General features: G+C 37.3%; 22 protein-coding genes and 1 riboswitch. Of the genes, 4 read left to right on the top strand and 18 right to left on the bottom strand.

What is annotated here, in order from left to right:
* The first annotated feature begins 1 nt into the window (after position 1).
* Positions 2–1,606 (top strand): ABC-F family ATP-binding cassette domain-containing protein, encoded by a 1,605-nt coding sequence (locus tag M3166_RS04910; RefSeq protein WP_065215942.1) that lies wholly within the window; start codon positions 2–4, stop codon positions 1,604–1,606.
* Between the two features lie 46 nt (positions 1,607–1,652).
* Here the strand turns inward: M3166_RS04910 and M3166_RS04905 are convergent, their stop codons facing one another.
* The 3 genes from M3166_RS04905 to M3166_RS04895 all read right to left on the bottom strand — a co-directional run bounded on the left by M3166_RS04905 (position 1,653) and on the right by M3166_RS04895 (position 4,271).
* Entirely contained in the window at positions 1,653–3,350 is a 1,698-nt protein-coding gene (locus M3166_RS04905; RefSeq protein ID WP_251687894.1) for a hypothetical protein, read from the bottom strand.
* Between the two features lie 215 nt (positions 3,351–3,565).
* Positions 3,566–3,766, bottom strand: coding sequence for a cold-shock protein (locus M3166_RS04900; RefSeq protein WP_079526785.1), 201 nt, complete (start codon positions 3,764–3,766; stop codon positions 3,566–3,568).
* Positions 3,767–3,980: 214 nt separating this feature from the next.
* Positions 3,981–4,271: a DUF1033 family protein gene (locus tag M3166_RS04895; protein WP_251687892.1), complete on the bottom strand. Its 291-nt coding sequence runs from the start codon at positions 4,269–4,271 to the stop codon at positions 3,981–3,983.
* 297 nt (positions 4,272–4,568) lie between these two features.
* Between M3166_RS04895 and M3166_RS04890 the strand changes: the two genes are divergently transcribed.
* Complete coding sequence (locus tag M3166_RS04890) at positions 4,569–5,216, top strand: 5-bromo-4-chloroindolyl phosphate hydrolysis family protein (protein ID WP_251687890.1); 648 nt, start codon at positions 4,569–4,571, stop codon at positions 5,214–5,216.
* 3 nt (positions 5,217–5,219) lie between these two features.
* The gene (locus M3166_RS04885; RefSeq protein WP_251687888.1) at positions 5,220–6,332 is read left to right on the top strand and encodes a toxic anion resistance protein; all 1,113 of its coding nucleotides are present in this window, start codon (positions 5,220–5,222) and stop codon (positions 6,330–6,332) included.
* A gap of 46 nt (positions 6,333–6,378) precedes the next feature.
* Here the strand turns inward: M3166_RS04885 and M3166_RS04880 are convergent, their stop codons facing one another.
* From M3166_RS04880 to dapF, 10 genes are all read right to left on the bottom strand, one after another.
* Positions 6,379–6,576 carry a DUF6501 family protein gene (locus M3166_RS04880; RefSeq protein ID WP_079526794.1) on the bottom strand — a complete coding sequence of 66 codons (198 nt, stop codon included), beginning with the start codon at positions 6,574–6,576 and terminating at the stop codon, positions 6,379–6,381.
* Between the two features lie 338 nt (positions 6,577–6,914).
* A complete protein-coding gene (locus M3166_RS04875; protein WP_251687886.1) occupies positions 6,915–7,649 on the bottom strand; it encodes an amino acid ABC transporter ATP-binding protein in 735 nt (244 codons plus the stop codon).
* Position 7,650: 1 nt separating this feature from the next.
* A complete protein-coding gene (locus M3166_RS04870) occupies positions 7,651–8,397 on the bottom strand; it encodes an amino acid ABC transporter permease (RefSeq protein WP_251687884.1) in 747 nt (248 codons plus the stop codon).
* Positions 8,398–8,521: 124 nt separating this feature from the next.
* The gene (locus M3166_RS04865; RefSeq protein WP_251687883.1) at positions 8,522–9,358 is read right to left on the bottom strand and encodes a transporter substrate-binding domain-containing protein; all 837 of its coding nucleotides are present in this window, start codon (positions 9,356–9,358) and stop codon (positions 8,522–8,524) included.
* 114 nt (positions 9,359–9,472) lie between these two features.
* A riboswitch (Lysine riboswitch) is annotated at positions 9,473–9,660 on the bottom strand.
* Between the two features lie 330 nt (positions 9,661–9,990).
* Positions 9,991–11,256 carry a 2-oxoglutarate dehydrogenase complex dihydrolipoyllysine-residue succinyltransferase gene (gene odhB / locus M3166_RS04860; RefSeq protein ID WP_251687882.1) on the bottom strand — a complete coding sequence of 422 codons (1,266 nt, stop codon included), beginning with the start codon at positions 11,254–11,256 and terminating at the stop codon, positions 9,991–9,993.
* A 93-nt stretch (positions 11,257–11,349) separates the two neighbouring features.
* Positions 11,350–14,157 (bottom strand): 2-oxoglutarate dehydrogenase E1 component, encoded by a 2,808-nt coding sequence (locus M3166_RS04855; protein WP_251687881.1) that lies wholly within the window; start codon positions 14,155–14,157, stop codon positions 11,350–11,352.
* 315 nt (positions 14,158–14,472) lie between these two features.
* Positions 14,473–15,867 (bottom strand): HAMP domain-containing sensor histidine kinase, encoded by a 1,395-nt coding sequence (locus tag M3166_RS04850; protein ID WP_251687880.1) that lies wholly within the window; start codon positions 15,865–15,867, stop codon positions 14,473–14,475.
* A 5-nt stretch (positions 15,868–15,872) separates the two neighbouring features.
* A complete protein-coding gene (locus M3166_RS04845; RefSeq protein ID WP_251687879.1) occupies positions 15,873–16,544 on the bottom strand; it encodes a response regulator transcription factor in 672 nt (223 codons plus the stop codon).
* 123 nt (positions 16,545–16,667) lie between these two features.
* Positions 16,668–18,680, bottom strand: coding sequence for a GGDEF domain-containing protein (locus tag M3166_RS04840; protein ID WP_251687876.1), 2,013 nt, complete (start codon positions 18,678–18,680; stop codon positions 16,668–16,670).
* Positions 18,681–18,705: 25 nt separating this feature from the next.
* A complete protein-coding gene (dapF, locus tag M3166_RS04835) occupies positions 18,706–19,668 on the bottom strand; it encodes a diaminopimelate epimerase (RefSeq protein WP_251687868.1) in 963 nt (320 codons plus the stop codon).
* A 379-nt stretch (positions 19,669–20,047) separates the two neighbouring features.
* On the opposite strand from dapF, the gene M3166_RS04830 reads away from it, so the two are divergent.
* Positions 20,048–20,596, top strand: coding sequence for a GNAT family N-acetyltransferase (locus M3166_RS04830; RefSeq protein WP_251687866.1), 549 nt, complete (start codon positions 20,048–20,050; stop codon positions 20,594–20,596).
* A 131-nt stretch (positions 20,597–20,727) separates the two neighbouring features.
* On the opposite strand, the gene M3166_RS04825 is transcribed toward M3166_RS04830, so the two are convergent.
* The 5 genes from M3166_RS04825 to M3166_RS04805 form a co-directional block, all read right to left on the bottom strand.
* Complete coding sequence (locus M3166_RS04825) at positions 20,728–21,804, bottom strand: undecaprenyldiphospho-muramoylpentapeptide beta-N-acetylglucosaminyltransferase (protein ID WP_251687864.1); 1,077 nt, start codon at positions 21,802–21,804, stop codon at positions 20,728–20,730.
* A 448-nt stretch (positions 21,805–22,252) separates the two neighbouring features.
* Positions 22,253–23,083 carry a CAP domain-containing protein gene (locus tag M3166_RS04820; protein WP_251687862.1) on the bottom strand — a complete coding sequence of 277 codons (831 nt, stop codon included), beginning with the start codon at positions 23,081–23,083 and terminating at the stop codon, positions 22,253–22,255.
* A 179-nt stretch (positions 23,084–23,262) separates the two neighbouring features.
* On the bottom strand, positions 23,263–24,165 hold the full coding sequence (locus M3166_RS04815) for a CobW family GTP-binding protein (protein ID WP_251687860.1): 903 nt from the start codon (positions 24,163–24,165) through the stop codon (positions 23,263–23,265).
* Between the two features lie 66 nt (positions 24,166–24,231).
* Positions 24,232–25,734 carry a S41 family peptidase gene (locus tag M3166_RS04810; protein WP_251687825.1) on the bottom strand — a complete coding sequence of 501 codons (1,503 nt, stop codon included), beginning with the start codon at positions 25,732–25,734 and terminating at the stop codon, positions 24,232–24,234.
* A gap of 167 nt (positions 25,735–25,901) precedes the next feature.
* On the bottom strand, positions 25,902–26,747 hold the full coding sequence (locus M3166_RS04805; protein ID WP_251687823.1) for a DUF6612 family protein: 846 nt from the start codon (positions 26,745–26,747) through the stop codon (positions 25,902–25,904).
* Positions 26,748–26,872 lie beyond the last annotated feature (125 nt).

Below are 26,872 nucleotides of genomic sequence, written 5' to 3'. Positions count from 1 at the left end.
CATGATTCAAGTATCAGGTGTAGGTCTACGTTATGGTGACCGTAAATTATTTGACGATGTAAATATTAAATTCACACCAGGTAACTGTTATGGTCTTATTGGAGCAAACGGTGCTGGTAAATCGACATTCTTAAAAATCTTATCTGGTGATATTGAGGCACAAGAAGGCCACGTATCAATGGGTAAAGATGAGCGTCTTTCAGTATTAAAGCAAAACCACTTCGAATACGATGAATTTAACGTATTAGATACAGTTGTAATGGGTAACAAACGTCTTTGGGAAGTAAAAGCTGAAAAAGACGCAATCTACATGAAACCGGAAATGACAGACGAAGATGGTATGCGTGCTGCTGAACTTGAAGGCGAATTCGCTGACATGAACGGTTGGGAAGCAGAATCTGATGCTGCAACACTTTTAAACGGTCTAGGTATCGGCGATGACTTGCACTACATGATGATGGCTGACTTAGAAGGTTCGGACAAAGTAAAAGTATTACTAGCGCAAGCTTTATTCGGCAAGCCGGACGTATTACTGCTGGATGAGCCTACAAACCACTTGGACTTAAAAGCGATTAAATGGCTGGAAGAGTTTTTAATTAACTTTGAAAACACAGTTATCGTTGTATCCCATGACCGTCACTTCTTAAATAAAGTATGTACACATATCGCTGACTTAGACTTTGGTAAAATTCAGCTTTATGTTGGTAACTACGATTTCTGGTATGAGTCAAGTCAATTAGCGCAAAAAATGATGGCAGACCAAAACAAGAAAAAAGAAGAGAAAATTAAAGAATTAAAAGAATTCGTTGCACGTTTCTCTGCAAACGCATCGAAATCTTCTCAAGCAACGTCTCGTAAAAAAATGCTTGATAAGATTGAGCTGGATGACATCCGTCCTTCAAGCCGTAAGTACCCGTTCATCAACTTCCAAACTGGACGTGAAATCGGGAATGACGTATTAACAGTTGATGGCTTAACAGCTTCACAAGATGGCGAAACATTATTCAAAGACATCCGCTTCTCAATGAACAAAGAAGATAAAATTATCCTTTTAGGTTCACCAAATGCAAAATCTGCATTTATGGATATTTTAATGGGTCGTAAACAAGCAGATGCCGGTACGTATAAATGGGGTGTCACAACATCTCAAAGCTACTTCGAAATGGATCATGACCAATACTTTGGCGGTAACGAAAAGTCATTAGTTGAATGGTTACGCCCTTATTCTCCGGAAGATGAAACTGAATCGTTCTTACGTGGTTTCTTAGGCCGTATGCTATTCTCAGGTGAAGAAGTGAAGAAATCTCCTGCTGTACTTTCAGGTGGAGAGAAAGTTCGCTGTATGCTTTCAAAAATGATGCTTTCAAACTCGAACGTATTGTTATTAGATGAGCCAACAAACCACTTAGACCTTGAATCAATTCAAGCATTGAATGAAGGCTTAATCCGCTTCAAAGGTGCGATGATCTTTACATCACATGACCACCAATTCATTCAAACAATCGCAAACCGCGTAATCGAAATCCGTGAAGACGGTTCTATTTTAGATAAACCATTAACATATGATGAGTATCTAGAGTGGAAAGATGCACAAGGCTTAAGCTAATGAACGAAAAAGAAGGAGGCAGTTGTTCTGCACTCCTTCTTTTTATTTATTCGGTAATCGTATTTTTATAAATATCGAGTATGTCATGCAATTGGTTTTTCTTTGTTTCATCCGCCTTTAATTGATCCAGTTTGTCTATATATTGTGTAATCGAATAACGGGAAAGTACCGGTAAATCAAACGTTTTGACAAGCAGATCAAATAATATTTGCTGTTCATCAGATAAATAGATCGGAAGTGTGAAACTATAAGTAAAAACATATTCGCCTTTTTTATTTATACCTAATTGCGCATATTCCGGTAAGGAAAATGATAAATTAGGCTGCGGCTCAAGTGGCTCCACAATTTCCTCATCATCCATCGACCACATTTTCTCAAATTTATCTTCCCACGTGAAGTCTGCAGCCATTCTGTAGCGCGCTTCGATCCAGCCTTTATTGTACCGACCATTATGATCAAGACCTAAATTTTGCTCTTTCATTAGCTGCAACAAGAGTTTATATTCCTCCATCACTAATAAGTAATCATCTATATAAGTAGATAATGGAATATCAAATGTCTTCAATAAATTATCCATATACTTTTTAAAATAAGGATTCTCCAACTGCTCTGCCAGAGATTTTTCAAGCTGTACCCGCGCATTGATACGTGCTGCTTCATCTAATTCATTTTCGAAATCCTGCTTCAAATAATTAAATAAACCATACATCGCCCCTACTTCTTCATTGGCAATTCGGTAAGCATAGGATTTATTAGGGATGTTTTCTGCACGGTAATAATATTCATGCTCAAACAGCTGTAAAGTAATGTTTTGATGCTTCCGCAATTTACTGACGTCGTATGAAGGGATTTCGCTGAACTGATAATTTACCACTTCGCCAAGAACCATGTCTATACTCCGCTCCACTACTTTAAATAATTCCAGTAACTCGTCCGCAACCGGCGCATTTTCATTTCCCGATGCCGCTTCTTGCTGTAAGGCATTTTCATACAATTTGAAATTATACCGCGCCAATTCCTGAAGGTTATATTTTTCTCTAACTTCGTGAATTAAGGAATTCTGTTCATCTGTTAAACCCATCATATTAAAATCACTTGAGGTTAGAATAATTTCCCCATCTCGATTTTTAGCGAACTCGAAAAGATAAGAATCAACTGTAAAAGGCAAATCCAAATCAGTAACCGAAGGCTCGATATGGACGAATTCGCTTTCTGCTAAATATTCAAGGTAATCGAATGATATTCCCATCTTATTTGCGTACAGTTCATCCTGGTCACCAGCTGGATAGCTTGAGGTGCCCGACTCATCCAAAACCAAGCCTTTACCAGTATCTTGCATGTTCCTGTATAAAATATCATGTTCTTTGTTTACAAGTAAATATTCCTCGATATAGTCCTGTTTGCTAATTTCAAGCTCTTGGAACATCTTTTCAAAATACACTTTTAATATTGGGTTTTGCATATCATACGTAATCTGCTCATCTAATATTTTCAGTTGTAATTGGCGCTTTTCATCACTTAGAGTAATATTTTGCTGCTGTAAATAATTGATAAGCGCATATTTAGATATCGCTTCACTTAATGCAGAAGATTTTACCGCTTCTTTTGAACGCATGGGATTGTCTCGGTAAAAAAGCTCGTATTGGTGTATTTTTAAATACGTTCCGCTTATCGGTCTGAATTTGATTTCACTATCTGCCAGTGCATTCACTTGTTCGTTTGACTGCTTACTTTGTTTTTGCAAGTATAATAATCCGAACAAACCGGCCAATATTAGTATAATAATTACTCCCCATTTTAACGGCCTGTTATTGTTAGAAATTGCATTATGTACGTTTCGTATTGGTATCTCAACCTTCCCTATGTATTCCATAAATTATAACAATATATGTAAAAAATATGTAATATATAAATAGAAAAAGCTGCGTAAATTGATACGCAGCTTCGAAATTTGTACTATTATAGTTTGATTACATTCGATGCTTGTGGTCCGCGGTTGCCATCTACAACTTCGAATTCCACTTGTTGTCCTTCTTCTAATGTTTTGAAACCTTCACCTTGAATTGCAGAAAAGTGTACGAATACATCGTTTTCCCCTTCTACTTCGATGAAGCCAAAACCTTTTTCTGAGTTAAACCATTTTACTGTACCTTGTTTCATCAATAAATACCTCCAAAATAAAAGTTAACAATTAAAAAACCAAATAAAAAAACACATATTACAAGAGTACCGATCCACTAACTCGATTACTTTTTGTAATATGTGAAGCCATTGTATTCGGTCAATCTTTCAATTGTTAAATATAGTATATATATCATAATTATGTCTGTCAATTACCATTTGGCAAATTAAGCAAATTTTCAATTAAATGTTGTTATTGTGTAATCGCTTCTGGTGTTAATACAATAATGCCATGATAAATTTGGGCATCATCATCACAGGCTTCACAAAATTCACATTCATCCTCTGACCAAAATGCATAAAATCGTTCATTTTTATGTGCTTCAAACTCATATTTGTTTCGAAACTGAGCAAGCAAATGATTCAATGCCATTTGGAATTGATGCTCTGTATCATACTGCTCTGTTGATACGATATACTCTTCCCAACCGTCAAATTGCCACCAAGGCTCATAATCTGCCTTCATATAAATAATTTTATACATATACATTATCCTTTCTTTCTCTATATCTTATACACTTTTGTCCACGATGTCTAATAATGCTCATTATAATTAGGGGAACAATGGAAATCATAATAATTGTTTAGCTTTCCAAATCTTTTTACTTTTTAATAGCGCCAAAACTTGTTACGATTAATAAAAAGCCGCCATTTCATCTTCTTTAGAACTGTGTGACTTTAAATAACTAATTCCACTGATTTTTCTGCAATAAAGGAAGTAGTATTGAAACTTTTTTACGTTTCATACGTATCAATAGTATCGAGTAAAGGAGGTATGACAATGCTTGGTCCTATAAATTTTCTAACACGACATCTAATTAATGTATTAGTTTTATCAACAGCGGTCACTCTTACGTTTGTTAATTTTACCGGCATAACAACGATGCTGGCATTACCTCTTGGAGCAGCAGCATATTTCATCAGTAATAAAGTAACTTACGCTATTCAAAAAACGGCACAAAGTAAAAAAATCGGGCTTTCCAAATCGGAATACAATTTAATCGAAGCACAATTAAAACAGGCCCGTTCACATATTCAGGCATTAAACCAGCAATATGTCAGAGTGCGTTCGGTACGTTCTTTTAAGCAAATAAATGAAATGTCAAAACTGGCAAAGCGCATTATTAATATAGTGCAGACAAATCCGCACAAGTTTTATGCAGTGGAAGATTTCTTCTATGCACACTTGCCGTCAGCCGTACAGCTTTCTGATAAATATACGTTGCTGACAAAAGAGCAAGTACCTGGTACGGAAGTACATTTAGCGTTGGAAGATACGCGCAGAACTTTAAAAGAGCTGCAAATTACGATGGAATCTGATTTGAAAAGTGCTTTATCTTCGGATATCGAAAACTTGAAAATCGAACTCGACTTTGCAAAATTGTCGAATGAAAAGCGTAAAGATCGATTAAAAATCGGCGGTGAGTAACAAATGAATATGACAAACAATCCTTTTGATGCCTTTACAGCGAGTGAAAACGTTGACTTGCAAGTAAGTAAAGAACAATTTGCGGTGAATGTTGCAAACAATGCAGCCTCACCGCTTTTCGCATCATTATCAAATGATATGAAACAGCGGGCACTGCAATTAGCCCAAAATTTAGAGCCAAAAAATTACGAAACGGTTTTGGCATTTGGTTTACCCGCACAAGAAGCACTGAAAAAATTCACGACCCAGATGCTGCAGTATATTCAACGCAAAGATGTTCGGAAAGTCGGTGAAGTATTATCCGATTTAATGCAGCATTTGGAGATGATTGACCCGGATGCATTGATTGAACAGGATAAAGGTTTTTTTGCTAAACTTTTCAGCCGTTCCACACAGTCCATTCAAGAAATTATGACCCACTACAATAAGTTAAGTAAACGCATTGATCGCTTAAGCATCCAACTGGAATATAATCAAAATGCACTATTAAACGATTACCAGTTTTTAAATAAACTCTATGCGATCAATGAAGATTATTTTCAGGAAATCAATGTTTATATTGCAACACTGGAAATTAAAAAACAGCATATGCGGGATGTTGTCCTACCTGCACTGCAAAAAGAAATTGTAGATGGACAAAATCCGTTTAAACAGCATGAACTGAAAGATATTGAAATGCAAATCGAGTGGATTGACCGCCGTATGTATGATTTGGAACTTTCGCGTGAAGTGGCAATTCAATATGCACCGCAAATCCGAATGATTCAGCAAACAAATCAAATGTTAATCGAAAAAATTCAAAGTTCGATTATGACGACCATCCCATTATGGCAGTCTCAAATAGCCATGTTATTAAACATGAACAATCAGCGTCGTGCGATACGATCTCAGGAACGTCTTATGGATGCATCGGAACAATTGATGCGTAAAAACGGCAAGATGTTGGAAGTGTCCAAAAAAGCTGCAAATCGACCAGCATTATCCCATAGTGATATTGACCGATTTAAACAAACCCAGATGCAATTGCTGCATGATATTGAGGATACATTACGCGTGCACGTACAGACAGACGAAAGGCGCCATGAAATCGAGCATACGATACTGGAACAGAAATAAAAAAGGTGTGTGAAAAGCCATAAGACTTTTCGCACACCTTTTATTTTTAAGCGAAGTATTCTTTGTAGAAACCGCCAACTTCACCTGTGTTGTCGATTACAAAGATGAACTCTTCAGTTTCGTTTTTTACTTCATATTCTTTGCCTACTGTTAATACGTTTGATACTAAATATTTCGATGCATCTGTATGTACACATTTTACCGTGCGAATTGTCGGTGCATCTTTCCAATTTAAATGTAGCATGTTATTCCCTCACTTTTAACTAATATCGATACTCTCCTATTTTATATGATTTTCCTGCCAGTGGAAAGCGCGTTGTAGTAAAAATCAACTTTTCTTGCTTCTAATATAAATACAAGGAAACCAACCACATAAAAATAGTTTTAATTTATCGCTGTTTCCGATATTTGATAGAACAACTATTCCATGTTAAACTCACAAGCAGAGGTGGAATGTATGGCATTTGGTAGTATTCCAATGTGGTTTTTCGCAATTGTAATTGCTTTTGCAATTGTATTTATTTTAATAAGCGAATGGAACTCACGAAAATAAGCTCGCAGTTAACTGCGAGCTTTTTGCTATTACCGTAATGTTCGTTTCAAGAACTCTTTTGTTCGGTCGTGTTTTGGGTTTACAAGCAATTGTTCCGGAGGGCCTTCCTCAACGATAACCCCTTTATCCATGAATACAATCCGGTCCGATACTTCCTTGGCAAACTCCATTTCATGTGTAACGATCAGCATCGTATTTCCTTGATCTGCCAGATGGCGCATTACTTTTAACACTTCCCCTACCATTTCAGGGTCAAGTGCTGATGTCGGTTCATCGAACAGCATTACATCCGGATCCATCGCTAATGCACGTGCAATTGCGACACGTTGTTTCTGTCCACCGGATAAATGTTTCGGTTTCGCATTTTTATAGGCGCTCATCCCGACAAGTTCCAAATATTTTATTGCATTCCGTTCTGCTTCATCTTTTGAACGCTTTAGCACTTTGATTTGGCCAACAATACAGTTATTTAGTACATCCAAATTATTGAATAAATTGAACTGCTGGAATACCATACCTAAATGCGTACGGTACTTTTCAATTTGATGTCCGTCATTTAAAATATTTTCACCATTATAGATTATTTCCCCTGCTGTTGGTGTTTCCAGTAAATTAATACAGCGTAAAAGTGTTGATTTTCCGGAACCTGAAGAGCCGATCAATGTTACTACTTCCCCTTTGTTTACTTGGAAATTAACATCTTTCAATACTTCATGATCACCGAATTTTTTATTTAAATGGTTAATATCAATTACAACTGTCATTTTATTCACCATCCTTATCTAGCTTGTTGCCTGTAATGAGCTCCACTTTATACGAGGAAGGTCCGTCCATCTTTTTCTCGAATAATAGTAAGAAACGAGTTACAGTAAATGTCATAATAAAGTATAATACCGTCGCGATAAAGAACGCTTCAATATATTTATAGTTACTGCCCGCAATCGAATTAGCAGTAAAGAACAGTTCCACTACCGAAATAACACTTAATACAGATGAATCTTTAATATTCATAACGAACTGATTCCCCGTTGCAGGTAAAATATTGCGTGCTACTTGCGGCAGAACAATATGAATCATCGTTTGCAGGTGATTCATTCCAATCGCTTGTGCAGCCTCGAATTGGCCTTTATCAATTGATACGATACCACCACGCACATACTCGGCCATGTAGGCTCCTGTGTTTAAACTAATAACGATAGAAGCTGCTAGAAAGCGGTCAATATCGATCCCTAAGTAGACAAGACCATAAAATACGACCATCGCCTGTACCATCATTGGCGTGCCCCTGAAAATTTCCACATAAGCCGTTAAAATAAAGTTAAAGACTTTCAGAATAGCTGATTTAATATTTTTTTTGCGTTGTGGAATTGTGTGCATAATTCCAATGAAAAATCCGATCAGTGTTCCACAAATTGTCCCGATAATTGCCAACAGAAGTGCAGTCCAAGCTCCACGTACAAATAAATCCCAGTTGTTCGTAAACAAGTTCCATGATGATTCTAAAAATGCCATCGCCTTGTCCTCCATTTCTTTCTTTGTTTCTACTATTTATGTATGAAATCATAATTTTAATAGAAAAAGGTTGTCTTCCGTTTGCCGGCAAGACAACCTCATTAAAACTGTTAATGCTACACGATTATTGTGCTGCTGGTTGATTTGCAATTGCGTCTTCCATTAATTGTTGACGCTCTTCATCCGAAATTTCAGCTAAAACTTTGTTAATTTGTTCACGTAAATCTGAACCCTTTTTCAAACCTACTGCTACAGCTGTTGAGGCTTCGTCTGCTTCGAAGTTTGGTTCAGGTACGATGTATTTAATATTGTTCAGAGCCATTTCAGCTGAGATACCTTCTGGACGTTCTGAAACGTATCCATCGATTGCGCCTGACTGTAATTGCACGCGCATTGCACCAAAATCAGTTGCCGCTACTTGTTTTTGAACACCTTCGATTTGATCGATTACATCATAATGTGTTGTCGCTTGCTGACCTGTAATTTTTGCATCTGCAAAGTCAGATAATGAAGTTGCATTTGCATATGGGCCGTCTTCTTTTACAACAATGACATAGTCACTTGTATAATAGTTCTCCGTGAAATCAATTACTTCCTTACGTTCAGGCATTGGTGACATACCAGCAATTACTAGATCAATGGCACCTGATTGTAATGATGGAATCAAGCCATCCCAGTCTGTTTTAACAATTTGTAATTCCATGTCCAGACCTTCTGCAATTTTTTTTGCAATTTCCACATCATAGCCTGCTGCGTATTCCTTTGAACCTGCAATTTGAACTCCGCCATTGGCATCATCTTTTTGTGACCAGTTAAAAGGCGCATACGCTGCTTCCATACCGATTTTAATAACTTTTTTGTCTGAATCTGAACCGCTTGTAGTACCTTCATCGCTTGTACCACAAGCTGCTAGCAATAGCATTGTCATGGCAGTCAATAAAATTAATAGTCTCTTTTTCATAGAAAATCTCTCCTTATTTGTTAAATTTCGGGCGCCAAATATACAAAAAACGACCTAAAAGAAGAACTTTAGGTCGTTTAAATTATAATTAGCCCGAATCCTCTACAGTTCCCATTTTGAGATAGCACAACTCAACCATCAGGGATATAGATGATTGAGACAGTTCTGCAATTATTCACTGCAGACCCAGCATTGTATAATTGAGCATTTACAACACTTCGGCGATATTTCCTTCTCTTATATCTCACAGCCAGCTCATGGCTCCATATAAAACTGTTAAGTATCGCGCCTCTACCTCACGAGAGTGTGAGGTTTTAATATGAAATTGATATGTTTATATTACATTATTGCGACATTTCCGTCAACACTCATTTTTCTGAAATTTCACTGTAAGAATAAATGCGCTAAAGCGCCCGTTCAACTCTGACATACATTGGAGGGCCCGGCGCAAAAGTAAACGCTCCACCACTTTTGCACGGAGGGACCTAATGGTGCGAGGAGTTGGCGCTTTAGCCTAGACGTGGATAAAACTATATTTTTACGTTATCTACAATGCAATATTCTATAGTTTCCTTAACAAAAAAGCTAATGCGCAATATACAGAATATCGCGCATTAGCATAGAAAATACTATTAAGAATTTAATAATAAATCTTCTGGGTTTTCGATCATTTCTTTTACTGTTTTTAAGAAGCCAACAGAATCTTTACCATCGATGATACGGTGGTCGTAAGATAATGCTACATACATCATTGGACGAATTTGAACTTCCCCATTAACAGCTACTGGACGGTTTACGATTGAGTGCATACCTAAAATACCAGCTTGAGTACCATTCATGATTGGTGTTGACATTAATGAACCGAACACACCACCGTTAGTGATTGTGAATGATCCGCCAGCCATGTCGTTTAAGCCTAATTTTTTGTCGCGTGCTTTACCAGCTAATTCCGCAATGTTTTTCTCGATTTCAGCGAAGTTTTTAGCGTTTGCATCACGAACAACCGGTACTACTAAACCTTCTTCTGTTGATACAGCAATACCGATATCGAAGAAGTTGTTTAAGTGAATTTCATCACCGTTAATTTGTGCATTTACATATGGATATTTCTTTAATGCTGCTACTACAGCTTTTGTGAAGAATGACATGAAGCCTAATTTAATATCGTTAGCTTTCACGAACTCATCTTGTTTACGCTTACGTAATGCCATAATGTTCGTCATATCAATTTCATTGAAAGTAGTTAACATTGCAGTTGATTGTTTTACTTCTAATAAACGTTTTGCAATTGTTTGACGACGGCGGCTCATTTTTTCAACTGTTACACGGTCTGTATCAGCTGCTGGTGTGAAGATCATTGGACCATTACCTGCTGCTGGAGCTTGGGCAGCTGATGCTGCAGGAGCTGCTGGTGCTGTACCGTGTGCTGCAACGTCTTGTACACGTACGCGACCTTGTGGGTCAACAGGTGAGATTGCTGCTAAGTCGATACCTTTTTCACGAGCTAATTTACGAGCTGCCGGTGAAGCGATTACACGCTCACCTGAAGTTTCTTCAACTGCAACTGGTGCAGGTGCTGCTGCTTTAGGAGCTTCTTCTTTTGCTGGAGCCGGAGCTGCTGCTGGTGTTTCTTCTTTAGCAGCTGGTGCAGGTGCTGCGCCTTCGCCTGCTTCAACTACTGCGATTACTTGTCCTACTAATACAGTATCGCCTTCTTCAGCTAAAATTTGTTTTAAAACGCCTGCTTCTTCAGAGATGATTTCAGCATTAACTTTATCAGTTTCTAACTCAACGATGAATTCGCCTTTTTCTACGCGATCTCCAACTTTTTTCACCCACTGGGCAATTGTACCTTCAGTAATTGATTCTGCTAATTCAGGGACTTTAATTTCAGCCACGTTCATATCCTCCTTTAATTACGCTACACATTCATTGTATAGCAAGCCACTTCTATTTTAAATAGAAGCAGCTCTTTTTAAACAAATCATTTATTACTTTTCAAGTGCTTCGTTCACTAATTTAGCTTGTGCTGCTTTATGTGAATCGCCATCGCCTTCAGAAGTTGAGCTCATTGCAGGACGTCCTACATAGCGCACTTTTTTGCCTTCTGCTATATCATATAATGTTTCAAGAACATATGTCCATGAACCTTGGTTTTTCGGTTCTTCCTGTACCCAAACGATTTCTTTAACATTCGGGAAACGAGCGATAATATCTTTCACTTGTTGTGCAGGGAATGGATAAATTTGTTCAACACGGATGATGTGTAAGTGATCAAGCCCTTCGCCGTCTTTCACGCGTTCTGCTAAATCGATCATTACTTTACCAGTACCAAGTACTACTTTTTCAACCGCTTCTTTGTTTTTGCCTAAACCTTCTTGCTCGATTACTTCCTGGAAGCGACCAGTTGCAAGTTGTTCAGCAGTAGCTGCAGCAAGTGGGTGACGTAAAAGTGATTTTGGAGAAACCACTACTAATGGACGTACACCTTCTGTACCTAGTAATGCCGCTTGACGTCGTAATAAGTGGTAGTAGTTGCCTGCATTTGAACAGTTTGCTACGAACCAGTTATTTTCTGCAGATAATTGCAGGAATCGTTCCATACGGCTTGATGAGTGTTCCGGACCTTGACCTTCATAACCATGTGGTAAAAGAAGTACGAATCCAGATTTTTGACCCCATTTAGCGCGGGCACTTGAGATGAAGTTATCAAACATTACTTGCGCCATGTTTGCAAAGTCACCGAATTGTGCTTCCCATACTGATAATACATTTTGGTTTTCTAAATTGTACCCGTATTCAAAACCTACTACACCTGCTTCTGTAAGTGGTGAGTTATAAACTGAGAATGATGCTTTTGCACCTTCAATGTGATGTAATGGTGTGAATTCAGAACCATTGTTTTTATCATGTAATACTAAGTGACGTTGAGAGAACGTACCACGCTGTGCATCCTGACCAGTGAAACGAACTGGTGTGCCATCTTGTGTGATTGTTGCATATGCTAATGTTTCAGCATGACCCCAGTCAATTTTACCATCTGCGAATGCATCACGGCGTTTTGCTAAAATTTTACCTAACTTGTTTTGCGGTTCAAAACCATCTGCAAACACAAGTAAATCTTCATTTACTTTAGCCAGACGCTCAGCATCTACTTTAGTATCGATTTCAGGGAATTCGATTTTTAGTTCTTCCGGCATATTAGGCGTTACATGCTCGTCTTTTTCAGCCATTTCTTTTACATGATCATACGCAGCTTGCATTTCCGCATAAATAGCAGTATCTAAAGCTTTTACTTCATCAGCAGATAAAACACCCGCTTCTGCTAATTCTGCACCATACAATGCACGAATCGGCTCATGTTTTGCAACTAATTTGTATGTTTCAGGGTTTGTAACAGTCGGATCATCTGTTTCGTTATGACCGTATCGGCGGTAACCGATTAAGTCGATTACGATATCCTTTTTGAACTTCGCACGGTATTCCGCAACAAAGCGACCAACAGCTGCCACTGTTTCAGGGCTGTCAGCGTTTACATGAATAACCGGAATATCATAGCCTTTTGCAGGGTCAGATGAATAATTAGATGAACGTGAATCATGTAACTCAGTTGTGAAACCGATCATGTTGTTCGCGATAATTTGAACTGTACCACCTGTTTTGAATCCTTCTGTTTGAGAGAAGTTGAAGCCTTCAGTTACAATCCCTTGACCAGCGAATGCCGCGTCACCATGCAGGATGATACCGAATGCATTTGATGGATCATGTTTCGCAACACCAGCTGCTGATACATCATCTTGTGCTGCACGTACAGAACCGATTACAAGCGGATTTCCTACTTCTAAGTGAGACGGGTTGTAAGCTAATTTAACGTTCAATCCAGAATCATGAGTGTAAGATGCACCCATATGATATTTCACGTCGCCAGTCCAGCCTTTTGTAATTTCTAATTTACCATCTTCAGGGAAGAAAAGGTCGTTAGAAACATGGGCGAAATCAGAGAACATCATATCGTATGGTTTTTTTAATACGTGAGTTAATACGTTTAAACGACCACGGTGTGCCATACCGATTCGAACGTTTTTTACACCTTTAGCTTCTGAAGATTTGATAATTTCGTCTAATAAAATGATTTGAGTGTCTAAACCTTCTCCAGAGAAACGTTTTTGACCAACAAATGTTTTATGAATGAATTTTTCAAAGTTTTCAATGCGTGTTAAACGCTCTAATACTGCTTTCTTTTCTTCGGCAGATAACGTTGTTTTGAAAGTTCCGCCTTCAACTTGAGCTTCGATCCAAGCACGTTCTTCCGCATTTTGTAAATGTGCAACTTCCACACCTATTTTATCTGTGTAAACAGATTTCAAATAATCAATTGCTTCCTTACCGTTTGTAACACCTGCAGGAACATTTGCAAAAAATACTGATGCAGGGATAGCTTGTAAATCTGCTGCTGTTAAATTGAATACGCTTTCTTCAATGCGTGAAGTATCTAATTGACGATTTTTTAATGGGTATAAATCTGCTGCTAAATGGCCGTATTCACGAATTGATTCAGCCAGCTTAACTGCTGCTAATACTTTTTTGTAGTCTCCAGTACCTGTTACTGCTGCTGTTGCAACCGGTTGTTGACCATCTGCAAATACAGGACCACCGTAAGCTTGGAATAATTCTACTAGTTCCGGTTCCACTTCTTCAGGAGATTGCAGGAATAAGTCATACTGCTCTAATACGTAACCTAAGTTAGGACCAGAAAACGCTGACCATGGAGAACCTGCAGGTAATACATTGTTCGACATGAAAATAACCTCCAAATTTTGCCTTATGGCTGTTCCAATAATTTACTTAAAAAGGTATAATATTGTATATCACAATACAAAAATTACCTTCTTTTGTATGTAGATAAAGTAAGTACCCTCTTTTTATCTACCAAAACAAAGCAAATAATATTTTATCATTCTTCCACATGGACTAAAAGCACATTTATAAACGGCGGAAGAACATTTTTTCCATCTCAATCTTACTACTCTTCACAAAAAATACAACTCTTTTTATCAAATTAAGCAATTTTTTTCGTGAACTATTGAAATAGTAATTAGATTGAGAAAAATTATTCATTTTTTAAGAAGTTTAAGGTAAAAAAAGGTACCTTTCTGTAATTTACTTTCGACATCAATTTTCACTTCATATTTATCTGCAAGCATCTTCGTAATACTTAACCCTAGTCCAGTACCTGCAACTTTATTAGTTCGGGATGCATCCGCCCGGTAAAACCGGTCGAAAATATGTGGTAATTGTTGTTCAGAAATACCGATGCCATTGTCTTCTAACGTAACTGAAATCTGCGACTGTAATTCATTATAATCAATTGTTACATGAAGTTTTGGAACATTGCTATTATATCGTATACTATTACTCAAAATATTTCTAAAGATTTGCGCTAAAGCATGTTCGGTAATGGAAGCAGCCGTTTTATCACCGGTAACAGTGAGGCGAAACTCAGTGTTAGGATATAGCTGCAACAATTCTTCTCTTACCTGTTCATATACTTGTTCTATATCAGCCTCAGCCTGTTCATCCGCTTGCTCCCTTCTTGCCAATTGCAATAGTTCTTCGATCATTTTTCTCATACGCGCAATTTCGGTTAACGAAGTGTTTAACGATTCTTCCATTACTTCCGGTTCATCTTTACCCCACCGTTTAATTAATGATAAATGACCTTCAATAACTTGAATCGGTGTTCGCAGTTCATGCGAGGCGTCTGCGACAAATTGCTGCTGTTTTGTAAATGATATTTCCAGTTCATTCATTAAAGTACGATACATATGAAGTAAATCGCCAATCTCATCTTTTGCCGAATAATCAAAGTTAGGCTGTGCAGTAAACCCGTTTTTTCTAACAAAACTCATTGCGTCCCGTAATTGGACAAGCGGTTTCATTAGCATATTCGCCAGGTAATAGCTGATCACAACCGAAAATAAAATGGCACCGAAACCAATAATAAAAATTGTTGTCAAAATATAATTCATCATCGATTGAAATGCTGCTAATGGGTGAATCAGCTGCATAACCCCTTGAAATTGTCCGATTTGAACGACTCTGTGGATGACATAGCTTTCAGATCCTGAAATCATCTGCTTTTCAATAACAGTTGAAAAATAATTTTGATTTTTTGGCAGTTGTGCTGCCGGCGCAGCATCATTGATACGCATTACCTCAATACCATCCAGATTAAATACACGTACCGTTTGTTCTTGATTTAAAATGGCCTTCATCAATGCGGTGTTGTTTTGGAGTGCCTGTACTGTAACAGTGTTACCTTGTGATTCAAAGTATGTTGTCATATCATCAACCGTTCGCAATGCATTTTTTTCTTCATTATGAATAAGCCATGTTTGCAATGCGATATACAGCACAACAGAAATAAGGGCATAGCTTACAAAAATCGTTACACCGACTGCAAGCATCCACTTTGATTTTAATGAAAGGTTCAGTAATTTGTTTTTCATCATCCTCACCCGCGTATCACATATCCAACACCACGTACTGTTTCAATGTACGGAGTATTTTCTGTTTGCAGTTTTGAACGTAAATGGCGAATATATACATCAACTACATTAGTTTCTACCTCTGAATCGAATCCCCAAACTGTCTCTAAAATACGTTCACGTGTACATACATGGTTTCTGTTCTCCACAAGCAGCTTCAGTAAATCGAATTCTTTTCTTGTCAGCTCGATTTTATTATTTTCAAATATTACTTCATATGCATGCACATCGATTTCTAAATCCCTTACAATGAGTTGTTTAGATTTTTGAGTATGCTGGACTCTTCTCAAAATCGAACGGATCCGGGCTAGTAGTTCTTCTATCGCAAACGGCTTCACGATATAATCATCTGCTCCCGCATCCAACCCTGAAACGCGGTCCATTACTTCATCACGTGCAGTAATTAACAGAATCGGTACATCGCTTGTTTTCCGTATTCGTCTGCATACTTCAATCCCGTTTAATTGAGGCAGCATGACATCGAGCAAAATACAGTCGAATAGTTCACTTTCAGCCAATTCCAGACCCGTTCTCCCATCATATGCAACAACCGTCTCAAATCGCTCGTGCTTAAGCTCCAGTTCAAGGAAACGTGCAATATTTTTTTCATCTTCAATTATTAAAATCTTCTGTTTCATCAGCTACCCTCTCTATCAACAATATATATCTTCATTATTGTACCATTTGTATTTTACAATAAAAAAAGAATACGGAGTAAATTTCCGTATTCTTGCAAGTAAGATATGGATATGAAGAATGTGCTAATTGGAAGATTGTTTCGCCTTGTATAATACCTGATCTGCCAAGTCGATAAGCACATCCAAATTTAAACTGTGATGTGGATAAATCGATAGACCCATCGAGGCAGTAGGTGAGAAATGCGCATCTCTAATCATCCATCCGATTTGCAGATTTTCTTTGATTCTGTCCATAATATGGGCTAGTTGAACTGAACGGTCTTTTTCGTCAGTGGACAGCCCTGTTATAACAATTAAAAATTCGTCTCCGCCCAGCCTTATTACGAGGTCTTCGTTTCGCACACTGCGAACGAGTGATTTCCCGAATTGAATTAAAAACTCATCCCCTACATCATGGCCATATAGATCGTTTACTTGTTTAAAATTGTCACCGTCAAGATATAAAATTGCCAGGCAGGTGCCTGTTTCGTCTGCTTCGGTTTTAAGCAGCGGAAAGTCCTTGTATAGTTTCCGGCGATTACCTAGCTGCGTAAGACTATCATGATACGCTAAATAGGTTAATTTATCTTCCAGCTGCTTGCGCTCGGTAATTTCTCTAGAAACCATGACAATTTCCGTGATTTCATGATTTGCCAAATCGAACGTTAGCGTATAATTCCCTTCCGTCCATATCGTACTATTATCTTTTTTATACAAAAGCAATTCAATTTTTTGTTCTTCTACACTATCAAACTTTTCCGGGTTCAATGCTTCATGCCACAGTTGGACACTTTCAGGCTTCAGCAATCGATCGTACGGAACACCTATCAGCTCTTCTTCCCGATAGCCAAGTTTCCTTGAATAGGAAGGTGAAGCGTATTTAATTTTGCCGTAGCGGTCTGTTACGACAATAAAATCATTCGTATTTTCAGTAATCGCTCTGAAATTACGTTCAATTATATATAGTTCAGACATTAATTGCTTTTCAGACGAAATATTATATTGAACCATTAAAAACTGCTCGACATCCCCTAGTTCATTTTTCAAAGGAATTATAGTGGAGTCCACCCAATAAATTTCGCCATTCTTTTTACGAATGCATACTTCATCACGCCAAATTTCTTCTTTTCTGACTTTTTGCCAATAACTCATTGAAGCCGTATCTGCGTGATACGTTGAATGAAGAAAATGGTGTGGCAGACCGATTAATTCGTCGTGGGTAAAGCCTGTATTTTTAATAACTCTTTCATTTACATCTATTATATTTCCGTCAGCATCTGTAAAAATAACGTCAGCAAAAGAATTGATCGCATTTTTGAACATTTCCAGGCCATGCGATGCAGTGCGTAATGCCTGTCCTTGTTTTATATACTCTGTTATTTCTTGCAATATAATAAATACGGCAATATTTTCACCGTTACTTGTCAGCGAAGAAAAAGAAGCAGTAAAACATCGCTGTTCATTATGTTTATCGATAAAAAACAGCATTTTTGATTGAACATTTTCTCCAAGCTGAGCACGTTTCAAATAGCTTTTTAATTTTATTGCCATTTTTCTTTCTATAAAAGGCATATCCAATATACTTGTACGGGAAGCATCTTCCATTTGAATATTAAATTCACCCAAAAATTTTGTATTCGCTTCAAGCAATTGCAGGTCATTGGAAACTAATATCGTTGATAAAAATGAATTAGAGAATAAGGAACGCATAAATAAATATTTATCTTCTAAATCAAGACTCATCGACACTTCTTTTGTCATAGCCAAAACATAATTTTTCCCGTCTTGTATTACTGGAATAGTTGTCGTTCTTTGTTTTCGAACGTTCATTCTTTCATAAGTGAAATCTTCAAATTCAACTTGCTTATTTTGTTCGATTGTTAAGTCATAATGGTGAATAATCGTTTTTGCCAAATGGGAAGGAATTACCTGTTCGATCGTTTTGCCGCAAGGATTCGTATTAATCAAATTTACTGCAGCATCATTGACAAAAATATAACGATACTTTTCATCTATTTTTTCCATAAAGAACACAGCATCATTACTATTTTTGAATAACAAATTCAATAGATCCATTGAAAAAATGGAACTCATCATCCTTGTCCCCCTACTTTACTGATCTTTACAGAAAGCTTTCTATTTTATCTTTCACAAAAAGTTTGCATTTCTCATATTGGATTTGCTCTTCTGCCGGCTGAATATGAACCAACTGTAATTGTTCGTCTTGAATTTCGAATTCATATTCCCCTAATACCGTTGCATTTCCGATGAGCGCCAATTCCCAGTTTCCTTCATTATTTGAAACCTCACATTGAACAAAGCCTCCCGGGTTATAGATAGTTACTTTACTATTCGTTACGAATCCTTCAATTGAGGCAATCAGTGCAGAGGCGGTCATTGCAGTACCGCAAGCATTTGTAAAGCCTACCCCACGCTCATAAGTTCGGACAAATATTTCATCAGACGATAATGACTGGACATAGCTGACATTCACCCCGTCAGGACAATATTCATTTTCACTGTTCAAATAGGCTGCTAGCTTTTGTTGGTGCATCGTGTTTTCGATATATTTTTTATCAACGATTCCGATTAAATGCGGGTTCGGTACAGAAATCGCAGTAAAAGGAATTTCTTCTGAAAAAGCAGGTATAATTTCGTGGCGCAATTGTCGTTTGTTATCTACCTTCATTGGCAAAGATGATAGTTCAAATGAAATGGGCGAGATTTCTACAGAGTATGTAGGAAGCTGTTCAAAAATGGAGTCCTCACGTTTCACTTTCAAACAGGCATGCATTGTTTCGATCACCGCTTCATTAACATTTAACTTTTCGCAGACATACCGTGCGACACAGCGTAACCCATTCCCGCACATCGAAGCTTCCGAGCCGTCCGCATTAATGACGCGCATTTTTGCATCTGCTGCGGAAGAAGGAAGCACCAATAATAAGCCATCTGCCCCGCCATCAATGGATGGATGACATAATTGTTTTGTGAAATTCACAAAATTAAATTGTTCATCATATAATGCTTCGTATAAATAAAATGTATTTCCAGAACCATGAACTTTCGTAAGTTGGATATTCATATTTTGTGCCTCCGTGTTCTCTCTTGTTTTATTATATTATACTTTTAAAAAATTCATCCTGTCATTAATAGTTTTTATTTACGCATTATTCTGAATATATCGACTTTTAGCAGAAAAAAATGTTTTTTTCGAGCTTGAAAGTTGCGACAAGAGAATATATTATAATAAAATGTAGATATATTTCTTGTTATTAATTGTCTAGGATAGAGCGAGACAGACGAATTATGCATAATAGTTTAACGTCAAATTCTTTTAGGTAAGATCAAGCTCGAAATGACTACTGCCTTATGATAAAGAACCTTTTAGCATTAGAAGATTATTTGCACTATTTCTTTAACAACAGGCTCTACCATTTTCTTCTTAAAAGGAGGCGTTTCACATGTTAAAACAGAGAGAACTTCATGAAACAGCAGAATTATACGAATTATTACGTCATCCGTCTGTATTTCCATTCGTACGTCAAAAAGCGACTTCAGCTGAAGAGTATTTATTTATGACTAAACAATTAATAGAAGAAGAACAAAACGGATTAACGATTTCACGTACAATTGTAGATGATTGGGGTGCCCCAATCGGAACAATCAGTATTTTTGATATCCAAGATGGCGCCGGCTTTTTAGGAACATGGATCGGCAAACCATATCAAGGCATCGGTTATAATCAGAAAGCGAAATTAGCGTTTTTAAATGAACTATTTTTCGACTATGATTTCCATACAGTTTTCTTACGCATCCGGGAAGAAAATGCACGCTCACAAGCAGCAGCATTAAAATTACCTTATGTAGTAGATGCGGAGGAATCAAATCCATCTCTTTTCACAGAAATTAATCAAGGCGTAAATAAATTCCGTCTTTTTAAAATTCCAAAAGATCTGTTCTATTTAACAACTGCGAATTCGCACGAGGAAGCAGAGGAACAGGCAATGTAAAAAGGAAATTTTCACTAGTGACGTAATTACCTTCATTACGCTTATATGTTAAAATCGTCACAAATATTCCTTAAATAAAAAAGGGGCTACCTTAAAAGTATGAACTTTTAGGTAACCCCTTTTTTTATTAATTATTTTTCATATTGAGTTATTAATGCAACCATTTCTTTCGGAGTTTTCGGGTGTTCGACTTCAAGCATATGGTCGATCATTTCTTCCGCTTTCTCTTCAAGCTTTTGAATCGCCTGCATAAATGATACTTTTGTCAATTTTTCCTCATCCAATACTTGTGCAAAGCCTTGTTGTTTAAATAAGTTGGCATTTAAAATTTGATCGCCACGGCTTTTTGCAGCAGAAAGAGGAATGAGCAGCATCGGCTTATGCAATGCTAAAAATTCGAATATCGAGTTTGAACCGGCACGCGATACAACAAAATCTGTAGCGTACAGTAAATCCGGCAATTCTGTTGTCACATATTCAAACTGAGAGTAGCCTTGCAGATTTTCAAATTTTTTGTCGGCGTTCCCTTTACCGCATAAATGGATAATCTGATATTTTTCAAGTAGTACAGGCAAATTTTCACGAAGTGCGTCATTAATAATGACTGACCCTAAGCTGCCGCCCATGACAAGCAGAACTTTTTTTTCTGTTGTGAAGCCACATAATGCCAAGCCACGTTCACGATTTCCTTCAAATAGTTGCTGACGAATGATCGAACCTGTGCAAGTCGATTTGTCGTTCGGTAAATGTTTCATTGTTTCTTTAAAAACCGTAAAGATATGGGACGCAAACGGTAATGAAATTTTATTCGCTAATCCAGGCGTCACGTCCGATTCATGGACAACAACCGGAATATTTGCCAACTTTGCCGCAATCACGACAGGCACTGATACAAATCCGCCTTTAGAAAAGATGACTGTCGGCTTAATTTTTTTGATAACCGAAAAGGCTTGTGTAACCCCTGCCATTACTTTAAATGGATCTGTAAAATTCTGTACTGAAAAGTAACGACGTAGCTTCCCGCTCGAGATACTGTGATATGGCAATGAAGGAAAGGCATTTGTTATAAGCTCCTTTTCAATCCCATCATGAGAGCCTATATAATGGACATTATACCCCGCTTCCTGCAATGAAGGGATAATCGCTTCATTTAGTGATACGTGACCGGCCGTACCCCCGCCTGTTAAAATAATTGTTTTTTCGTTCATAAATTTCTCCTAACAAAGCAATTGTCATTGCATCTATTTTATGCAACATGACATTTCAACATGCTTCGATATATATCTTATTTATTTGATGTGACATTTTATTATCGATGATTGTTTTTACTATACTTTTTATAGTTCCTTTTTAATATTCAATAATTATTCTTGTTTTATTATTCTAAAAAAATGATTTAACTATTTATCACTTCTATTCCATCGAATTCTGCACCTTTTTTTAAAAGGCTTTTTAAAAGTATACCGTATATTGTAGCACATTTTGGCACTTTATAAAGCATTTCTCTAAAAATGGGTGTTTTCGCATATAAAAATTTTAATATCAATAGAAATAATAAATATTCGATAAAAGTATTTTTATTGTTTTAAGAATTCAATCAATAACTGAATAACAAAAAACTACCCTTTTCATTACAAAAAGGATAGCATCAGCAAATTACTTTTTAATAAATTGTTGTGTCCAAATATTACCGTCCTGCACATAGCCTACACCAATATGAGTGAAGTCTTTATTTAAAATATTCGCTCGGTGACCTTCTGAGTTCATCCATGCTTGTACAACTTCTTCAGGAGATTTTTGACCTTTGGCAATGTTTTCACCGGCAGATTTATAAGCAATACCTAATGCTTTCAATCGGTCAAATGGGCTGCCGAATGTTGGTGATGTATGAGAGAAGTAATTTTTATCTTTCATATCTTGAGATTTTTCACGTGCCGCCGCCATTAATGGGTGGTCGATCTGTAATGCACTTAAACCGTTTTTAGCACGTTCCGCGTTTGTTAACGCAACAACTTTTTCTTCAATCGCTAAAATTTGATCTGTAACTGTTGTTTCTTTTTGCTCTTGAGCTGGCGCCTGTTCAGTTTTAGATTGTGTAGCAGGCGTTTGTGACGGTGATTCAGTCGTTGGAGCTTTTGGAGTTTCGTTGTTTACTACATTTGTTGGCTCTTTTTCTACTTCCTTACTAATCTCTTTGTTCGTTTCCTTGTCAGCCTCTTTAGAAGTCTCTTTGCTTACATCAGTTGAAGCAGGTTTTTTATCTTTATTTGTTGACCCTTCCTGTTGAATAACTGTCCAATTTTGAGGTGTCGTTTTTACAAGTTTATAGAAATTGTTAAGTTTTATATTATAGTCATTCGCTAATTGAATGTGATTTGTAGTTGGTGTTGATTTGCCCCCTTCAATTGCGTTTGAACTTGCATTCGCAACGGGTGCTTGAGTTGCAAAAAGTATTACTGCACAAAATGGTAGAACTAATTTTTTCATTTTGTACGCCTCCTTTCGTGATTCCATCGTAAATGAAAAATCCAAGAAAAAAAGGCCTATAAATTGGTAAACTGCCCATCTACCAACTTATTAGCCTTTAAATCTTATATTTAAATTAATATTTTGCCATAAATTTATCCAATTCCCTCAAACATTTCATTTGAAAAGCTATTGACGAATTATGATACAGAGATAATTTTTAGATTGTTAATGTTTTCACCAATGATGACTAAGTTCGGTTCCATCTTTATATATTCCGGCAGCCATTGGACCATTCCATAAGCATATTGGAACAGCATCGGATTTTTGATTCCCTCAATCGGAACATAGCCTTTCATACGGTAAACTGTATCCGGTAATGAGCGCACCCAGTTTTCAAACTGTTCTTGTGTAAAGCTTGTATCAAATCGAACGAGTCGTGAGCCTAAATTAAAACTTTCACCAATACGGGCGGACACGATATCGTCTTTTGATATACGAGCAGTTGACTGCATATTTTGCAGTAACTTTAACGGAACACGGCCATTTGTCGTTTGAAGGATGAACGCATTTGCATTAAACCCTTGCAGCTCATAAACAACTTGCGCTTGTTCCGATTCCGTAAGCAAGTCCGTTTTATTGGCCAATAACAGATGGGCATGACGAATTTGCTCCATAAATAGAGATCGTACTTGCGGAGTAAGGCTTGTTCTGTCTAACCATAACCGGCTGTCCGCCACCGTCACAATTCCTTTAATATTTAACTTATCCGCAAATAGAGGCGAATAGACCGCATCCAGTGCTTCTACAGGGTGTGCAGCCCCGGTTGTTTCTATTATTAGTACATCAAAATCCTGATCATGTAAAAGCGATTGGATTTGAGCTTCCGTTTTTTCCGCTCCGCTGCAGCAAATACAGCCTTCTAACATTTCTTTCAATGGTACATCCTGTTCGACTGCCTGTGAATCAAATGGAAGCTTCCCAAGTTCGTTCATAATTACAGCAGGCTTCAAATTAGCTTCTTTCATCTGGCGAACGACATCGGTTAACATGGACGTTTTGCCGCTTCCTAAAAACCCGCTAAATAAATATACATCTTTCATATTTCCACTTCCTATAATAATGGGCTGGCAATAAAGTGTTGTATCACTTTTGCCAGCCCGCATTTTTTATTCGTTTGTTGTTTTTTCAGGCTTTATATCCAGTAATTCTTTCGCCTTTAAAATTTGAGGATCTTCTGTTTTCAGCTTTTCGCTAATGGCATCCATTAAGGCATATGTTGTATCACCTGTTAAAATACCTGTCACTTCTAATTCATTATCTTGTTGGTATGCTTTTATTGCCGCTTCAGTCTCTTCATCAAATTGTGTATCGACTTCACCTGGCTCATATCCTAATACCTCCAGAATACGCTCAGCTGTTTTGATTGACGCATGATTGGCATCCTGTTCATATTTCTGGCTCGGATCGATATATGGTAATGAAGCATAATCCGGATAGTCAACTTTCACATCCGGTGCAATTCCTTTTTCATTCACCCAGTTACCGTCTGGAGTTAACCATTTGCCTGTTGTGAACTTCAAGTTTGCTCCGTCTTCCATATAAATAATTTCCTGCATTGTCCCTTTACCAAAGGAATTTAATCCAACGATTTGGGCACCTGCCGACTCTTTGAGTGCACCTGCCAAAATTTCAGAAGCAGAAGCACTTCCTTCATCGATTAATACTGTTATCGGAAGATTATATTTTGAACGATTGTCCGCAGCTACAATTTGTGGCGCTTCATCTCGTTCTTGAATTTGAACGATTGTTTTTCCTTCTTCAACAAACAAGTTTGAAATATCGATTGCAGCCTTTAAATAGCCTCCTGGATTTTGGCGTACATCTAAAACAATCCCTTTCATCCCTTGTTTTTCATATTCAATTAGCAGCTTTTCCAGTTCTACTGCTGTTTTTTCACTGAAAGAAGTAATTTGGAAGTGTGCAATTCCTTCTTCATCAATATCACCATAGACAGTTTCTACAGGAATATCATCACGCACGATTGTCATATCAAAGCTTTCTGCATCTCCGCGTTGAATCGTCAGAGTGACGTCAGAACCTTTTTCACCGCGTATCAATAACACAGCTTCTGTAGAGCTCATGCCTTTGACGCTTTTCCCGTCAACCGCCAGTACCATATCTTTCGGTTGTAACCCGGCTTTTTCGGCAGGTGTATTTTTAATTGGGGAAACAATCATTATATATCCATTTCGTTCTTGGATTTCCGCACCAATTCCTTGAAAACTTGAAGACAGGCTTTCATTAAATGAACTTGCCTCATCTTTATTCATATAATCAGAATATGGGTCGCCCAATGCATCAAACATTCCATTGATTGCACCATATACCACTTCTTCTTCATTTACGTCTTCATAATATTTTTGCTGAAGTGCATCATACGCATCATAAAGTTTTTTAAATTCCGCCCGTTCCACCGGTTCCTTTACTTCCACAACTTTATTTTCGCCGAATGTTAACGCAAAAATTGTTAAACCGGCTGTACATAAAATTGTCAGGAAAATGACCATTATGAATGCAAATGGTTTCATTCGTAAATATTTCCCTGCCGGCTTTGTAATTTGCTCTTCGTTTAAACCGTTTTGATCCTCATCTCTTTTTTGTTCATCCATTTCAATTTCACCACTCTCATTTTTACACTGTCTGATGTCACACTATACCAATAATATCAGTTTACAAGCGACTAGAAAAGGATAGACGTCAATTTTTTTATTTCATTTCATATTAAATAGGAAAAAGCAGCGAATTCCGCCATAAAGCGGCCTCGCTGCTTGATTTATTATTCAGTTTTAGCTTCTTTTTTAACTTCATTCGGTATATTGATCTCTTTTACTTCATCAAATTTCGAATAGACAATGTTCGCATCATTTTCAATCGTAGTTTCCTGACCTTCGACATTTGTGATGATTTTCAGGTCCATATCCATTTCTTTTATATCAAACGTATCTTTCGCTACTACAATATTATATTGTGAATCTTCAAAGGACATATTCTCAAGCATTTCACCATTCATCTCCAGTGATTCACCTAAGCTGGCACCCATTTGTGAAAGTATGAACTGCTTGAACTGATCCCCTTCAATGTTCAGCGTCAACAAATAGTTTTCATCATCCTGTTCAAAGCTAAAATCTTCGATAAATTGTTCAAGCTGTTCGAGTTGCTCTGACGCATCTGCCTGCGCACCTGTTTGCGCTAAAAGTTGTTCATATTGTTCCTCAGGCATCTTTAACCATTCATTCGAATCGCCATTAAACAAGTAAAAGCCATCTTCTTCTGTCATATACATTTCGATTGGCAATTCCATTTTATCATCGCCCATATCCATCTCAACTGTTCCTTTTGAATACATCGCAATCGGATCTTGCTGGATATCCATTGCCAAATTTGAGTTGCTCGTCATATCTATCGTCTTACCGTCCATCACGAAGCTCGTCACTTGATCCATCTTTGTTTCTGCATGAACACTTTTCAAATTTTGCTGGCGCTGCATAGCTTTCTCATATACTTGCTGTAATGTTAAATTGGCTTCACTATCCGTACCTTCAACCGGTTCTGCTGTATTTCCGCAGCCTGCAACTAGTGCTATCGATAATGTAGACATCGCGAATAAGTATCGTTTTTTCAAATGATTTCAACCCTTCCTAGATAAACTTCTACTATCCATACCCTAATTTAGTGTATTAATATCTTTAATTTGGAAATAAGATTAAATGAATTTTATTATGAATTGAAAATATTGTATGGATAGAG

The organism is Solibacillus isronensis (assembly GCF_023715405.1).
Classification (GTDB): domain Bacteria; phylum Bacillota; class Bacilli; order Bacillales_A; family Planococcaceae; genus Solibacillus; species Solibacillus isronensis_B.
This window is presented reverse-complemented; position numbering and strand designations above follow the sequence as displayed.